Below are 15,151 nucleotides of genomic sequence, written 5' to 3'. Positions count from 1 at the left end.
CAGTTGCAAAAGTGGCAGCACTCTGTGGATTGGCGCCACTTCTTATGATCCCTCAACGGCAAAAGTGGCAGCACTCTGGAGAATGAAGCCACTTCTAATGATCCCTAAACGGTAATAATGGCAGCACTCTATGGAATGACGCCACTTTAGCAAACACTTCAACAGAAGAATAGTGACTACGCCTAGGAAATGACCCCACTAACTCGTTGTTCCAGTCAGATCAGTCAATTAAAGCAATAAAATCCGAAACGGCTTAAACCGTTCGGATTCTTTTTACTGAGTTTCCTTGCCCGGCCCTAAAGCCTTACCTTTGCCCCCACACCGGCAAACAGTCTGGAAGGATTTTTTTCTGTCATGGTTCTGATTTGCTCTTCCTGCACTCCCTTTTCCCGAAGAGCCGGAATAACATTTTCAAACAGGTGGGCAGGGTGCCAGTTCTTCATTTTCTCCTGAACCTGCTTCGGGAGGATCAGCGGTCTTCCCATCCAGTAGTTTACGGTATCGTGAGACATCATGATTTGGTCTGCATACCCTTTATCAAGTAATTCCATCAGCGTCTTTATTCTTATGTCATCGTCAGGTGCTCCCACCATTCCCTGAATGCCGAAACGGTCAAAAGCTATATAAGCTCCGTGCTCAAGAACAGCTGAGTGATAGTCAGTATCCGTATTGCCGCACATGTGTCCAATGACGATCTTTTTCGGATCACAGCCAAGTTCAATGAGCAGTTTGATTTGTTCCGGCCCCATTGTGCCTTCCTGGGTGTGGGTAAGAATCACCGTGCCTTCTTCACGGTGAACCCTTGCTGCGGCTCTGAAGAACATTTGCTCATAAGGCGTAATTTCACCCTTGCTTGATGCAAGTTTTATAATTCCAGGCTTGATGCCCGTCTGGCGAATGCCTTCTGTCAGCTCTTTTTTGAACATTTCATAAATTTCTTCTTCTGCCGTCCCGAGGCCTTGTCTGAATTTGAAGTAAGGAGTAGCTCCTTCCCCTTCATAATAATATCCCGTGGCGCAGATAATCTGGAGGCCGGTTCTTTCTGATATTTCCTTCAGCAGCTCCGGATTTCTGCCGCACTCATTCGGTGTAGGATCCACTACTGTATCGACTCCGAAGCTGAGCAGCTGAAGAGCGACGGTTATGCCTGTTTCAAGGGCATCCTGCTCATCAAAGCCTCCAAGGGAATCGTCACCGTGAAAACCCGGATACCCGAAAACAAAATGTTCATGAATCAGTGTTTTGCCGAGCTGATCTGCCGGGATCGGCCCTGTAACGGTTTCAACTGTGCCGGTCATTGCGCTTCACCCCATCACCTTTTGTTTTTCTTCTTCCTGAAGCTTCCGCCAAAGCAGCTTGCCGCTTGAGGTCATCGGAAGGCTTTCTCTGAATTCGATCATCCTTGGATACTTGTAGGCTGCCATTTTTTCTTTTGCCCAGGCGATGATTTCCTCGCCGTCAATTTTCCCCTTATATTCCTGATTCAGAATGATAAAGGCTTTGACCGTTTCTCCCCTGCGTTCATCAGGTACGCCGACCACGCATGCCTGCATAATGGCAGGATGCTGATAAAGCATGCCTTCAACCTCTGTCGGCCACACTTTAAAGCCCGATGCATTGATCATTCGTTTTACTCTGTCCACGATAAAGTAATAGCCTTCTTCGTCGCGCTTTCCAATATCGCCGGTCCTGAAGAATTTTTTTCCTTCAATCTCGACAAACGATTTTTCATTTTCCTCCGGTCTTCTGTAATAGCCTAAAAAGACTTGCGGCCCGTTCACGACAATTTCGCCTTCTTCTCCATTTTCAAGCTCCCGGCATGTCACGGGATCAATAATCCTTGCATCTACATCAAATGAAGGGATTCCAAGACATTGAAGCTTCGATCTGTCAGGCGGATTAAAATGCGTCTGGGCAATGGTTTCTGAAAGCCCGTAGCCCTCAATAAATTTCAGGCCGGACAATTGGTACAGTCTTTCTCCAACTGCTGCAGGAAGAGCTGCACCTCCTCCTGCAAGATTCATCAGGCTTGCCATATCCTCTTTTTTCAGGGAAGGATTGGCCATAAAGTCGATCAGCATCGTGCTGATTGTTATCCAGTGCGTCACTTCTTTATCCCTGATGGTGTTTCTCGCATATTCCCTGTCCCACCTTGTCATCATGATCATGGTGGCACCAGAGAGGATTGGGATGTGCATACTGTGTACCATGCCTGTCACATGAAACAGGGGCAAAGTCGCAAGACATACGGCATCAGACGTTGCATTCAGCCAGTGATAGCCTCCGAACGTGTTTGCTTGAACGGTGCGGTGAGTATGCATGCACCCCTTTGGAAGTCCTGTCGTTCCCGATGTGTACGGCAGTACAGCGAGATCATCAGCTGATGCCGTCATTTGTGAAGGCACTTCCAGACTCGACAGCGCATCCTTCCAGTGAATATGCCCGGTTTGACCAAGCTCAATCGGCCCCATTTTTACTTCTTCCGGTATTCCATGACCGGGGCTCCCTGCCTGCAGATAATCAGAATAGGTTGAAACGATGACATTTTTCATCGGGACTGAATCCAGCAAAGGAAGCACCTTGGCGTACAGCTCCTGCCCTACAATACCTGTCTTTAACTCGCAGTCGTTTATAAAAAATCTCAGTTCTTCTGAAGTGTTCATCGGATTAATCGGCACGACGACGCCGCCGGCACGGAGGATGGCATAATACCCGATGACAAACTGGGGCGAATTTTGAACGAACAGCAGAACATTTTCACCTTTTTGAACGCCCATTTTCTTTTCAAGGAATCCGGCAAGTGCTTCGGTTTCTTTTAAAAGCTGTTTGTATGTAAGTTCTGCGCCGTAATAATGAATGGCTGTTTTGTCCGGGTATCTTTTTGCAGACAGTTCAAGGTTTTCGTACAAGGTTGTTTCAGGTACTGTCAGTGTGTATGGCACCCTGACCGGCCAATGCTTGAAATGAGATTGAATCATATGTGTTCCACCTTCCTTACTGGTTTTGATAGCGCTTACAGTAACATTTCTAACTTTTCTGATAAATACCTTTATTCTTTGTGGAAAAATTTTTTCTTATCATCACATGGTTTATTAAGTAACTGTTACTTAGTTTTTTAAGTTGTACCCGTTCCCTTTCGCTCAAGTCACTGGTGTCTTATTTAAAGACTTTGAAGCAACCATAACTGCGAACACAGACTTAATTAAAGACAGTTTCCCGCTGTATACAGCGGGAAACTGTTAAAATTCAATCTTTCAATCTGCAGGACAACCTTACTTATCCAATTTCACAAGCTTTCCGTCTTCTACGACGTGGATGGACGTTTTCCAGTTGAATCCGTTGTTTTCCACTCCGGTCAAGTGCCATACCATTTGCTCGTCTTCAAGTTCTTTAATTCCTTTATCCATGTTCTCCATGATTTTCGCCGGGTCTGAGACAGTGCCTGCTGCCTGCATTGCTTTCACTGCGACGTGAAGGGCCTGATAGTTAAATGCACTTTCGGCTGTAGGAATGCCGTCAGTCAGCTCTGCATATTTGTCAACAAACGCCTTGCCTCCCGGTGCGTCGCTTTCACTGATTGGAAGCGTCCCGATCGCACCCTCAAGCATTTCATACCCTCCAAGGACCGGTTCCATTTCTTCAAATTTCGCCTGGTCCATAATCATGATACCGCCTTTAAACCCAAGCTCTCTCGCCTGTTTGATCAGCAGTGCCGTCGGCTGGGACGGTCCCCCCACAAACAATACGTCAGGTTTTTCTTTAAGCGCATTTGTCATGATGGTGAAAAAGTCTGTTTCTTTGCTGAAATCCACTGAACCGTCAAAAACGATTTCTCCGCCTTTTTCTTCCCAGACCGGTTTAATGGTAGCCGTCCAGTCTTTGCCATATTGTGTAGCAGTCGGAATCAGTGCAAGCTTTTTCCCGAAGCGTTCCATCTGATAATCAGCATACGGCTCAGGATACGCGTCATATGCAGGAGGAATGCTTAATGTCAGCTTATTGCCCTGTTCCTGGATTTTCGGTTCGCTTGTATAGGCCCCGATGATGAAGTTTTCCTGCTGGTTAAAAACTTGCGTCGCGAACACACCGCCGCTGTGCGGAACAAAAACGATCGGCGCTTTATTTTCCTGCACCAGCCTGCGGGCATTCGTACCCGTTTCATTTGGAAGGTACTTGTCATCAAGCGATACAATTTTCACCTTGTATGTTTTTCCGTCGACTTCAAATCCTTCTTTATTTATCTCGTCTGCCGCCATCGTCAGGCCTCTCAGCGTATTCTCCCCGTAAAAAGCAGCGGGACCGGAAAGAGGACCGCTGTATCCGATATTGACTGTGCCCTCTCCGCCTGCATCTCCCCCGCCTGACGCACCGCTTGAATTGCATGCTGCAAGACCCATTAACGACATCGAAAGCCCAAGAACCATCCCGATCTTTTTAAGCGATTTCACAGAAATTCCCCCTTGTTTTTCATCAAAATCGACTTCTGCCCAACCTATTTGCGCTGCAGGCATGCCATTTGCAAAAAAAAACTATGTCAAGCGCCAATATAGGCGCGTTTGACCTCATCGTTATCAAACAGCTCTTTTTTTGTCCCCTGCATCACAATCTGTCCGTTCTCCATAACATAACCTCTTGTTGAAATGGACAAAGCGGCATGCGCGTTCTGTTCAGCGAGCAGCACCGTCGTCCCGTGCTTATGAATTTCCTGGATGACTTTAAACATCTGGTCTACAATCAGCGGTGCGAGTCCGAGAGAAGGTTCATCAAGCATCAGAATCTTCGGCTTCGCCATGAGAGCCCTGCCGATGGCAAGCATTTGCTGCTGACCGCCGCTGAGCGACCCTGCAGCATCTTTCCGTTTTTCAAATAGAATCGGAAACAGGGCATAAATGTCATCCAGCTGTTTTTGGACAGCCTTTTTATCTCTTCGCCGGGTATAGCTTCCCATTTTCAGATTTTCAAAAACACTCATTTCAGAAAACAGCTTTCTGCCTTCGGCGCACTGGACAATACCAGCTCTGACTAATTTATAGGGCGCCATATTATGAATCTTCCGGTCTTCAAAATGAATGTCGCCGGAAGAAACCTTGTTCAGGCCCGACAGCGTATGAAAAAGCGTGCTTTTCCCTGCACCGTTTGCCCCCAGAATGGTCACAAGCTCTCCCTGTTCAATTTCCATGGATACGTTTTTCAATGCCTGAAATCGCCCGTAAAAAACATCAATATGTTGCAGCTTCAGCATAGGCATGTCCTCCAAGATAAGCTTCAATCACGTTTGGATCTGCCTGAATATCGGACGGCAGACCTTCTGCAATTTTTTTGCCGTGATTGAGAACCATCACTTTATCAGCAAGACTCATGACCATCTTCATCTTATGTTCGATGAAACAGACTGTATATCCGGTGCGCTTCAATTTGAGGATCAGCTCGGACAGTCCGTCTGTTTCATCGGGATTAACTCCTGCTGCCGGTTCGTCAAGAAGGATGATCTGCGGTTCAGTTGCAAGAGCAAGTGCAATGGCCACCCGTTTTTGGGCTTCCTGTGAGATGGCAGAAGCCACTTCGCCTTCTAAATGGTCGACCCCGCAAAAGGTAAGAGCTTCCATCGCTTTGTCATAGCACAGCTGCTGCTCCGACCGTTCCCTTTTTGTTTTAAAGATTCCGTCAAACAAGTTTGATTTCGTTCTGAGGCGATGGCCGATCAGCACATTGTCAATGACAGTAGCGTCCGAAAAAAGACTTGTCGTCTGAAACGTCCTGCCGATTCCGAGCTTTGCCATCCTGGCAGGCTTTGCTGCCGTCACATCTGTTCCGTTAAACAGGATGGTTCCGGAAGTCGGCCGGTGAAAACCGCTGATCAGATTCAGGAATGTGGATTTTCCGGCTCCATTCGGCCCTATGATTGCGGTGATTTTCCCTTTTTCAATCCCAAGGTCAACTTCATTTACAGCCGTCAATCCCCCGAAGGATTTTGTCAGCTGCCTGATTTCTATCAGCATCATCCAGCCTCCTTTATTTTCCTCTTTGCATCAGCAGGCCTGCGCTGCGAGAAATACATTTTCAGAGAGTGATAGCTTCCGACAAGCCCTTTTGGATAAAAAAGCATGATCAAAACGACGATCGGACCGAAAATCAGCATTCTGTATTCTTCCAGAAACTGCAGGGACTGTGTGACAGTAACAATCAAAAATGTACCGAGAACAGGTCCTGTCATCGTGCCGATTCCTCCGACAAGAAGATACATCAGCATTTCAAACGTGACGGTGATCGCTGAGATATCCGGCCCGAGAAAACGGATAAAACCCGCATACAGCACGCCTGAGAGACCCGCAAAAAAAGCGGAGAGGACAAAGGCGAGCAGCTGATTTTTCATAATATTGATCCCGATTGTCTTTGACAGATCCTCACTTCCCCTGATGGCAAAGAGCGTTCTGCCGAATAGAGAGTCTTTGATTCTTTTAACAGCGATGATTGTTCCGAGCAAAAAGAACAAGATAAAATAGTACTGCGATTCAATCGTGTCAAAGGTGACAGGACCAAGAGGCGACGGCACAGGAATGCCGATCAGCCCTCTTACTCCACCGGTGACTTCATCCCACTTGTCGATGACCAGGTATATAATAAACCCCACACACATGGTGTATATGGCGAAAAAATGGTGTCTTGTCCTTAGCGCAATCAGACCGATTACAAAACTCAGGGTTACTGTAACGGCAAGCGCAGCTGCAAATGCAAGCCAGAAATTCATCTGATAAGTAGATGTCAGTATTCCGAGCGTGTAGGCGCCTGCCGCAAAAAAACCGGCATGGGCCAAAGACAGCTGGCCTGTAAACCCCGAGATGATGTTAAGTCCGTAAACAGCGATGGACCAGATCATGACAAGAATGAGGATTTGCTTATGATAATGATTTTGAGAGATTAAAGGAAACAGCACCGCAATCAGCAGAATAACAGGCAGCAGTATTTTTTGAACCTTCATGTACGTGCCCCCTTTGAAAAGAGACCGGTAGGCTTAATGGTTAAAATGGCCACGAGGAGAAGAAAGGCAAAGATGTCTTTATAATCGTTTGAAAGATAAGTAGCCCCCATGCTTTCAGTCAGCCCAAGTAGAAATCCTCCCGCTATTGCCCCGGGAATACTGCCCATCCCTCCGATAATGATGATGACGAAGGCTTTCATAATGACGAGGCTCCCCATCGTCGGAAAGACGAGATTGATTGGAGAAGCTAAAGTAGCGGCTGCAGAAGCAAGCGCCGCTGCAATGGCAAATGTCAGCATGGCCACCATATTGGCGTTGATGCCGACCAAAAAGGCGCCGTCCCTGTTTTGTGACATTGCGACAATGGAAGCTCCAATCATCGTCTTTGTCAGGAAAAAATGCAAAGCAAGCATAAGGAGGACGGATGATACAACAACCAGTATCCGCTGCTGCGTGATGGTCAGCCCGAATATTTCCACTACCCCTGAAAAAGGCGTTGGCATTTGTTTGTAATCTGTTCCCCATATCAGCTGCGCCAGCGCTTCAAAAAACAGCATCAGGCCGATTGCAGCAACCATGACTCTCATCGGATTGACATTTCCAAGGTATTTAAACACTACTTGCTCGCAGAGAATGCCGAGACCAGCAACAATCAGGATCGACAATATGAGTGCTGCCCAGTAGTTCATGCCATACTGAGTCATAAATAAGAGACTGACATAAGCGCCGATCATATAGAACGAACCGTGGGCGAAATTCGGGATATGCAGAATGCCGAACACAAGCGTCAGCCCTAAAGCCACAAGACTGTAAACGCTTCCAATTGTAATTCCGTTAAACAATTGCTGAAGAAATAATTCCATAGCGGCCCCCTTGCTCATGCTTATTTTCATTCAATTGCAGTCCATCTGGAAGATATTCATGACAGGTACATATCAGAGTAGATGAGAGGAGTTTTTGCAAAACTGCTGCTGGATAAGGATGGATGTAGTAAAAGATAAGAGGCAGGGGGACTAAAGCCCCCCGCTTTAAAAAAATTAAGGCACGAGAATCAGTTTTCCTTTCGTCTGTCTACCCTGAAGCATTTCATGAACTTCACCTGCCTGTTCGAGCGGATAAACGCCGCCGATCGTAAGCTTCAGTTCTCCTTTTTGAAGATGTCCAAGCAGGTCAGACAAACTTTGAAGATAGATTTCTTTCTTTCTCATAATCTGAGGAAGAAAAAATCCGATGACAGACAGGTTTTGAGCCATCAGCGATGATGGATAAAGCCTTGATTGCTCCCCGCTCGCCACGCCGTAAATGACCAGGCGGCCAAATGGAGCCATGCAGGAGAGGGTTTTCCTGAAAACATCTCCTCCGGCCATCTCAAGAGCAACATCTACGCCCTTGCCGTCCGTCAGCTGCAGCACTTCCTTCTCCCAGCCTTCAAGTGTATAATCAACAGCTTCATCTGCCCCCATCTCAAGAGCAAGCCTTCTTTTTTCAGCCGTACTGGCTGTTGCAATGACTTTGCCTGCCCCAAACAATTTGGCAAGCTGGACGGCAATGGTACCGACTCCGCCTGCAGCCGCATGAACAAGGACCGTTTCGCCTTTTTCAACCCGTCCCATTGTTTTTAAGATATGATAAGCACTCAGTCCCTGCAGCGGGAGAGACACAGCCTGCTTGAGATCCACTCCTTCAGGAACGGGAATCAGCCCGCGTTCTTCTGCAACGGTATATTCTGCATAGCCTGTAGCTCTGCTTGATCCAAGAAGGGTAACGACTTTGTCGCCCTTTTTAAAACGGGTAACCCCGTTTCCTGTCTCAGCGACCGTTCCAGCCACCTCTGCACCGGGAACAAACGGAAGCGGCGTATCAATCACATACTGCCCTTCCCTTCTTGCCGTATCTGCATAATTGACGCCGATTGCTTCAATTTTAATCAGCACTTCGTTTTCAGCCGGCTTCGGCACATCAAGTTCCACTACCTTCAATACTTCCGGTCCGCCGTATTCTTTTAATTGGATCGCTCTCATCATCTCTTCACTTCCCCTGAAAGACTGGCTTGCGTTTTTCTTTAAATGCATGAATGCCTTCCTGATGATCTTCTGTTGAGATCATCAGCGTCTGTGCGATCCGTTCCTGCTCAAGAATTTCATCAAGTGTGCTCACCGCTGAGGCATTGATGATTTTTTTCATCATGCCATATGCTTTTACAGGTCCCTGGGAGAGCTTATGGGCATATGAGACAGCTTCATCCTTAAGCTGCTCAAGCGGGACTACTTTGTTTACGATGCCATATTCTTCAGCCTGGACAGCTGTAATCGGTTCAGCATTGAAGAACAATTGCTTTGCCTTATAAGGTCCAATGATCCTAGGCAGAAAATAAAGGCCTCCTCCGTCGGAAATCAGCCCGACCTGTGAAAAGCTCATCACAAACTTGCTGTCTTCGGCAGCCAGAATCTGATCGCACGCGAGAGCAAGGTTGAAGGCTGCACCTGCGGCAAACCCATGTACAGCGGCAATGACAGGTTTATCAAGTTCTTTAAAAGCCTTGATGCATTCATTCAGGCGGCCAATATGATCATAAACCTGCTGGCCGTCAGCCTCTCCCATCGTTTTGACGTCCCCGCCTGCACTGAACGACCGTCCTGATCCTGACAGGACAACCGCTCTGATGCTGTCATCTTTTTTTGCTGCGGCAAGTTCATTCGTCAGTGACAAAATCATCTCTGCACTGAAAGCATTCAGCCTTTCTGGACGGTTCAGCGTTAAAAACAAGACATTTCCGCTTTTTTCTACTAATAAATCACTCATCTTAATTCCTCCCTGGTTTATGTAATCAGCCAGCCGCCGTCTGCAAGCAGATCGGAACCGGTCATATATGATGCCTCGTGAGAAGCAGCAAATGCAATAATGTTCGCAATTTCTTCAGGCTTGCCGACACGCTTCAATGCGGTATTCCGCTTTATCGCTTCCGTGAATCTTGCATTTTGAAGACCCTGCTCTGTCAGGGGTGTTTCAATGAAACCCGGTGATACCGAGTTGACTCTGATGCCATTTCGCGCGAACTCATGTGCAAGCGCCCTTGTAAAATGAATGACGGCCGCTTTAGCTGCACTGTAATGAGGGATTTCCGCCCCCGCCTTATGTCCTGAAAGAGACGCTACGTTGACGATTGCCCTGTTGTCGTTACCCTCATCGCTGCACTCAGCCATGTAGCCGCCAAGCACTTTTGATACAAGAAAAACACTCTTCAGATTGACATTTTGAACAAAATCCCATTGTTCTGCTGTTGTATCCATAATTCTCGAGTGTACAGACCCACCAGCGTTGTTGACGAGAATATGCAGATCGCCAAACTCCTCTTTCACATATGAGAGAAGTGAGAGGACATCCTCTTCCTTAGTAACATCAGCCGCAAAAGGAAACGCAGCTTGCTCTGAATGGTTCAGCTGCTCTGCCGCCGCCTTCAGTTTTTCCTCGCTTCTTCCTGCAAGAATGACTTTTGCTCCTTCTGATGCAAGCTTTCTTGCCGTTTCAAGCCCGATACCGCTACCTCCGCCTGTCACTACAGCGATTTGGTTTTGAAATCTCAATTTTCCCACTCTCCTTTCATGACGAGTTGACTTTCAGATGGCGGTAATCGATTAATTCATCTCCGTATAGGACCGGCACGCATGAAAAGCAGTCTCTAGCGGAAATAAAGCTGATTTCCTCCTGAAAACCGTATTTCTCGAGCATTTTCCCGACTTTGGATTTCGCAAGTACGACTGCCGGTTCTTCTTTGCAGCCTTCATAAAACAGCTTCGCAGTCTGGGCGGCATCACTCAGTTCATAGCCCCCCGCTTCTGCCAGGTGCTGAATCAGGCAGCCTGCGCCGTAGAAATCTTCCAAACTGAAATGCCCGGACGAACCGGAACAGACAAGGATGATTGTATCCTCACTGTGGTCTTTAGTAAGGGCATTTGCCACTGCTTTGGCATTCAAGAGCGAGCAGGCGAATATTCTTCTGGCAGGACTGCTTTTATGAATGGCAACCGTTCCGTTTGTCGTAGATAATATGATTTTTTTCCCTTTGGCTGAAGCCTTCAAAGCGGAGGGGTTAGGATCCAGAAATCCATCAATCGTCCTTCCCTCATATTCGCCGACAAGCATGCAGTCATCCTTGTTCATTTCCGCTGCACGGCTTCGGGCCTGTTCACCGTCCAGAACAGGGATGACGGAGCGGGCACCATGCTCAAGAACAGTGGCAATGGTTGATGTGGCAAGCAGCACATCAAAGACTACCGCAATTTTGCCTTTCATTTTGGCTTCGTCTATTTCTTCTTTTCTGGTCACAACATGTATTTTCCCCATAGTCAGCCCTTCTGTGCCAGCCGCAGTGCATGCTGGATGAGGATTTCAGTATATGGCCCAAAGCGGGCAAAGCGCTGGTCATTTGTCTGCCCTTTTTTAAAGCGGTAATAGATCTGCTGGCAGATGACGGCAAGCTTAAAGGTGGCAAATGTAGTGTAGTAATGGATGTTTGCTGTATCTCTGCCGCTTTTTTTAGCATAGCTTTCTATAAATTGCTTTCTGGTATAGAAGATGCCGCTCGCTGTAACAGAAGGCTTGCCCATTCCTTTTTTCAAAGGCTCCGGATCATCCTCCTCCATCCAGTAGCTCATGGCGGCCCCGAGATCTGCGAGAGGATCCCCGATTGTGGTCATCTCCCAGTCAAACAGGCCGGTCATTTCTTTCAGGTCACTTGAAAACAGCGAATTATTCAATTTGAAATCATAATGAATTACCGTCGGATCAGGTGATGCTGGCAGGTTTTTCTCAAGCCACTCTGTCAGCAGCCTGACTTCTGGTATATCATCTGTTTTTGCCCTGTGATAACGGCCGATCCAGCCATGCACCTGACGCTCCATAAATCCTTCAGGCCTGCTCAGTTTTTCAAGCGCCGTACCCTTATACGGAACATCATGAAGACGGACAAGCGTATCGACCATCAGCTCAGAAAGAGATTTGCCAAGTTCCCGGGTTGCTTCGATTCCCTTTGGAAACTCAGTGTCGACCAATACACCGTGCCGTCTTTCCATAACGAAAAACGGGCTGCCTGCAATCGACTCATCGCTGCTGAAAAAATAAGGTTTCGGCGCCAGAGGAAACAATGGATGCAAGTCTTTTAAAATGACAAATTCCCGTTCCATATCATGCGCTTTAGGAGCCACTGGTCCAAGCGGCGGCCTTCTGAGCACCCCTTCCCAGCTGCCGATCTTAAGGGCATACGTTAAATTTGAAGCACCTGTGCCGAACTGATTGATTTGAAGAGTACCTTCAGGCAGCTCTTCTATTTTCGTTCTTAAGTATGTCTCAAGAACCCCTGCATTCAGTTCTTCTCCTGTTCTTACCGGAATAAGCTGAGACATCGCGCCACCTCTTTTTTTGAAAATTCAGATATTAATTCTTGCAGCATAATTCTTCAGCTGTTCTACAAGATGGTCCGGCATCTCTTCTGTTTCCTCGGTTTTAAAGTTATAGGTCACAATGACCGCTTCGCCTTCTGCAATCAGTCTTCCGGATTCCTGTTCTGTAATTTCATGATGAACGGTGAAGCTTTTTTTTCCGATTTTCATAACGGACGTTTTTATGATCAGGTGTTCATTGAAGTAAGCCTGACCGCGGAAATCGCATGTTGCTCTGGCAAGGATAAACGGCCAGTCCCCTGAAGACATGCAATATCCGAGCGCTTCAAAAAACTGAACGCGCGCATCTTCAAGGTAAATGAAGTAGCTAGTATTGTTCACATGCCCAAGCGCATCTGTTTCACAAAACCTGACTCTCATCCGTGCTTCATGCATGGAGCATCTCCTTACTTATGGCTGAAAGCAGGCTTTCGTTTTTCAATGAATGCCTGTACGCCCTCTTTAATATCTTCTGTCTGAAATACCTCTTCAAACAGGCCAGCTTCAAGATCCAGTCCTTCTTCAAGCGTGCTGCTCATGCCCTCGTCTACCGCTTTTTTAATTTTGGACAGGGCAGGAAGCGAGTGGCGCGTCATGCGGCCGGCAAGTTCAAGGGCTTTTTGAATTCCTTCTCCCTTTGGTACAACATACGAGACGAGGCCGATTCTTTTTGCTTCAGCTGCGTCAATCGGATCTCCCGTGAACATGAGCTCTTTTGCTTTAGCTGCTCCAACCGCTCTCGGAAGCCTCTGAGTGCCGCCTCCACCCGGGAATAATCCGAGTTTAATTTCCGGAAGCCCTACCTGGGCATGCTCCTCGGCTATTCTTAGATCGCATGTTAATGCAAGTTCACACCCTCCTCCGAAGGTCATTCCGTTTAAAACCGCAATCACCGGTTTAGGGAACTGTTCAATTTCATTTAAGAATGCGTGTCCTTCCAGGAAATTGGCTTTAATGCCTTTTTTCCCGATAAGGTTCGGAAATTCTTTAATATCAGCTCCGGCCATAAACGCTCTGTCACCCGCTCCTGTCAGAATGACCGCAAGTGTCTCATCATCTTCTCTGAGACTTGCAAAGGCTTCTTTAAGCTCTCTTGTAACCTGCTGGTTCATGACATTCAAAGGGGGATTGCTGATTGTGACAACAGCAGCTGCTCCATGTTTTTCGTAAGATACAACGCTCATTTTTTCACCTCTTCTTTTTGATAGGTGTACCATCCCTTGCCCGTTTTTCGTCCAAGATCACCTTGACGCACCTTCTGCTCAATGCAGGCAAAAGGCTTATCAGCAGGGTCTCCCGACTCCGCATACCTTTGCTGCATGACGTAATAGCCGACATCAATGCCGGACAGATCCATTAATTCAAACGGCCCGATCGGATGATTCAGTGCTTTTCGGCAAATGGTGTCGATATCCTGAAAACTTGCATACCCTTCTTCATACAGGTAAACGGCTTCTCTTTGCAGGGCACCCAAAATCCGGTTGGCGATAAAGCCGGAAATTTCTTTATTCAGAAGGACTGCCGTGCGGTTGATTGTGTTACAGACATCCATCGTCAAATCGGCTGTTTCTTTTGACGTGTCTTCACTCATGACAACTTCCACACAGTCCATGACAAGCGGCGGAAAAAAGAAATGCATGTTGACAACTTTGTCTGCACGATTTGTTGCTGATGCAATCAGTGAATTGACAATAGTTGAGCTGTTGGATGCAAAAATGGCATGAGGCTTTGCCATTTGGTCAAGCTTTGCAAACAATTCCCTTTTTACATCCAGCTTTTCAACGACTGCTTCAATGATAAAATCAGCGTGGGCAGCAGCCTGTTCAAGCGAAGGTGTAAAGGTAAGCCTTCCAAATGCCGCCTCTTTTTGCTCCTCCGTCAGTTTGGATTTTGATACCCATTTGTCCATCAATTTACGGAGAGATGCTTCCGCTTTTTCTAAAGCGCTTTCTTGAACGTCCTGAATCACGGTTTCATAACCGCCAAGGGCGCACAGCATGGCAATCTGATGGCCCATCTGACCCGCTCCAATGACCGAAATCTGCTGAATATCTTCCTTTTTCATCATCATCTCTCCTTTTAACTACTGACCAGTCGGTATAATTAGAGCAGGGAGAGATCCGGGACAAAACCGGAACCCCCTTTACCCTTTCAATCCTTGGAGCACCATTTTCAGAAAAATATCCGATACTTCTGCGTCAGACACTCTTCCGTTTGGATCAAACCAGAAGTAGCTCCAGTTTGTCATGCCGAGTATACCGAAGGTGACAATATCCATCGGCAAGTCGGACCGGAATTCCCCTGCTCCGATTCCTGCTTCAAGAAGCTGCTGTATGTTCAGTCTGAACTGGTCGCGTTTTTTAATGACCTCAGCCATATCCTCTTCTGTCAAATTTCTCATTTCCCTGAAAAACACTTTTGCGCTTAAGCCTTCTTTTTCAATATCATGAATCAGCATATAAACAATTTCATGCAGCTTTTGCTTATATGGCTTCGAACCGTCATGGATGATTTCTTCCTGTTTTCTCAGAAGCTCATCAATGTATTTTAAATGGATGGCCATAAGCAGCTCAGTTTTGCTTTTGTAATAGTAATAGAATGTGCCCTTAGTGACGCTGAGTGCATCGACGATGTCCTGAATGGACGTTTCCTTAAAGCCTTTTTCTCCAAACAGCTGAATGCTTTCCTGGATGATTTTTTCCTTCATATTGGCTAATCCTCTCTAGCTTAGATT

16 protein-coding genes are annotated in these 15,151 nt (G+C 46.9%); all 16 read right to left on the bottom strand.

Annotation, left to right across the window (positions count from 1 at the left end):
• Positions 1-296: 296 nt before the first annotated feature.
• The 16 genes from JOJ89_RS08575 to JOJ89_RS08500 all read right to left on the bottom strand — a co-directional run bounded on the left by JOJ89_RS08575 (position 297) and on the right by JOJ89_RS08500 (position 15,124).
• A complete protein-coding gene (locus JOJ89_RS08575; protein ID WP_029285137.1) occupies positions 297-1,298 on the bottom strand; it encodes a phosphotriesterase family protein in 1,002 nt (333 codons plus the stop codon).
• 6 nt (positions 1,299-1,304) lie between these two features.
• Entirely contained in the window at positions 1,305-2,978 is a 1,674-nt protein-coding gene (locus JOJ89_RS08570; protein ID WP_203290101.1) for a long-chain fatty acid--CoA ligase, read from the bottom strand.
• A 294-nt stretch (positions 2,979-3,272) separates the two neighbouring features.
• Positions 3,273-4,424: an ABC transporter substrate-binding protein gene (locus JOJ89_RS08565; RefSeq protein ID WP_029285141.1), complete on the bottom strand. Its 1,152-nt coding sequence runs from the start codon at positions 4,422-4,424 to the stop codon at positions 3,273-3,275.
• 110 nt (positions 4,425-4,534) lie between these two features.
• Positions 4,535-5,242 (bottom strand): ABC transporter ATP-binding protein, encoded by a 708-nt coding sequence (locus JOJ89_RS08560; RefSeq protein WP_203290100.1) that lies wholly within the window; start codon positions 5,240-5,242, stop codon positions 4,535-4,537.
• Positions 5,220-5,999 carry an ABC transporter ATP-binding protein gene (locus tag JOJ89_RS08555; RefSeq protein WP_203290294.1) on the bottom strand — a complete coding sequence of 260 codons (780 nt, stop codon included), beginning with the start codon at positions 5,997-5,999 and terminating at the stop codon, positions 5,220-5,222. The genes JOJ89_RS08560 and JOJ89_RS08555 overlap by 23 nt, the downstream gene beginning before the upstream one ends.
• Positions 5,999-6,979 carry a branched-chain amino acid ABC transporter permease gene (locus tag JOJ89_RS08550; protein WP_029285147.1) on the bottom strand — a complete coding sequence of 327 codons (981 nt, stop codon included), beginning with the start codon at positions 6,977-6,979 and terminating at the stop codon, positions 5,999-6,001. Before JOJ89_RS08550 ends, JOJ89_RS08555 begins: the two co-directional genes overlap by 1 nt.
• Positions 6,976-7,842, bottom strand: coding sequence for a branched-chain amino acid ABC transporter permease (locus JOJ89_RS08545; protein ID WP_029285149.1), 867 nt, complete (start codon positions 7,840-7,842; stop codon positions 6,976-6,978). The genes JOJ89_RS08550 and JOJ89_RS08545 overlap by 4 nt, the downstream gene beginning before the upstream one ends.
• A 174-nt stretch (positions 7,843-8,016) precedes the next feature.
• Positions 8,017-9,000: a quinone oxidoreductase family protein gene (locus JOJ89_RS08540; protein ID WP_029285150.1), complete on the bottom strand. Its 984-nt coding sequence runs from the start codon at positions 8,998-9,000 to the stop codon at positions 8,017-8,019.
• Positions 9,001-9,007: 7 nt separating this feature from the next.
• Complete coding sequence (locus JOJ89_RS08535; RefSeq protein WP_035206491.1) at positions 9,008-9,787, bottom strand: enoyl-CoA hydratase/isomerase family protein; 780 nt, start codon at positions 9,785-9,787, stop codon at positions 9,008-9,010.
• An 11-nt stretch (positions 9,788-9,798) separates the two neighbouring features.
• Entirely contained in the window at positions 9,799-10,563 is a 765-nt protein-coding gene (locus JOJ89_RS08530; protein WP_029565548.1) for an SDR family NAD(P)-dependent oxidoreductase, read from the bottom strand.
• Between the two features lie 16 nt (positions 10,564-10,579).
• Complete coding sequence (locus JOJ89_RS08525) at positions 10,580-11,323, bottom strand: 2-phosphosulfolactate phosphatase (protein WP_029285156.1); 744 nt, start codon at positions 11,321-11,323, stop codon at positions 10,580-10,582.
• 2 nt (positions 11,324-11,325) lie between these two features.
• Positions 11,326-12,381 (bottom strand): phosphotransferase family protein, encoded by a 1,056-nt coding sequence (locus tag JOJ89_RS08520; RefSeq protein WP_029565546.1) that lies wholly within the window; start codon positions 12,379-12,381, stop codon positions 11,326-11,328.
• Between the two features lie 24 nt (positions 12,382-12,405).
• Positions 12,406-12,813, bottom strand: coding sequence for an acyl-CoA thioesterase (locus JOJ89_RS08515; protein WP_029285159.1), 408 nt, complete (start codon positions 12,811-12,813; stop codon positions 12,406-12,408).
• A gap of 11 nt (positions 12,814-12,824) precedes the next feature.
• Positions 12,825-13,601 carry an enoyl-CoA hydratase gene (locus tag JOJ89_RS08510; protein ID WP_203290099.1) on the bottom strand — a complete coding sequence of 259 codons (777 nt, stop codon included), beginning with the start codon at positions 13,599-13,601 and terminating at the stop codon, positions 12,825-12,827.
• The gene (locus tag JOJ89_RS08505; RefSeq protein ID WP_029285163.1) at positions 13,598-14,482 is read right to left on the bottom strand and encodes a 3-hydroxyacyl-CoA dehydrogenase family protein; all 885 of its coding nucleotides are present in this window, start codon (positions 14,480-14,482) and stop codon (positions 13,598-13,600) included. Before JOJ89_RS08505 ends, JOJ89_RS08510 begins: the two co-directional genes overlap by 4 nt.
• 78 nt (positions 14,483-14,560) lie before the next feature.
• A complete protein-coding gene (locus tag JOJ89_RS08500; RefSeq protein WP_029565545.1) occupies positions 14,561-15,124 on the bottom strand; it encodes a TetR/AcrR family transcriptional regulator in 564 nt (187 codons plus the stop codon).
• Positions 15,125-15,151: the final 27 nt, after the last annotated feature.

Source organism: Metabacillus sp. cB07 (assembly GCF_016839225.1).
GTDB classification, from domain to species: domain Bacteria; phylum Bacillota; class Bacilli; order Bacillales; family Bacillaceae; genus Bacillus_P; species Bacillus_P indicus.
This window is presented reverse-complemented; position numbering and strand designations above follow the sequence as displayed.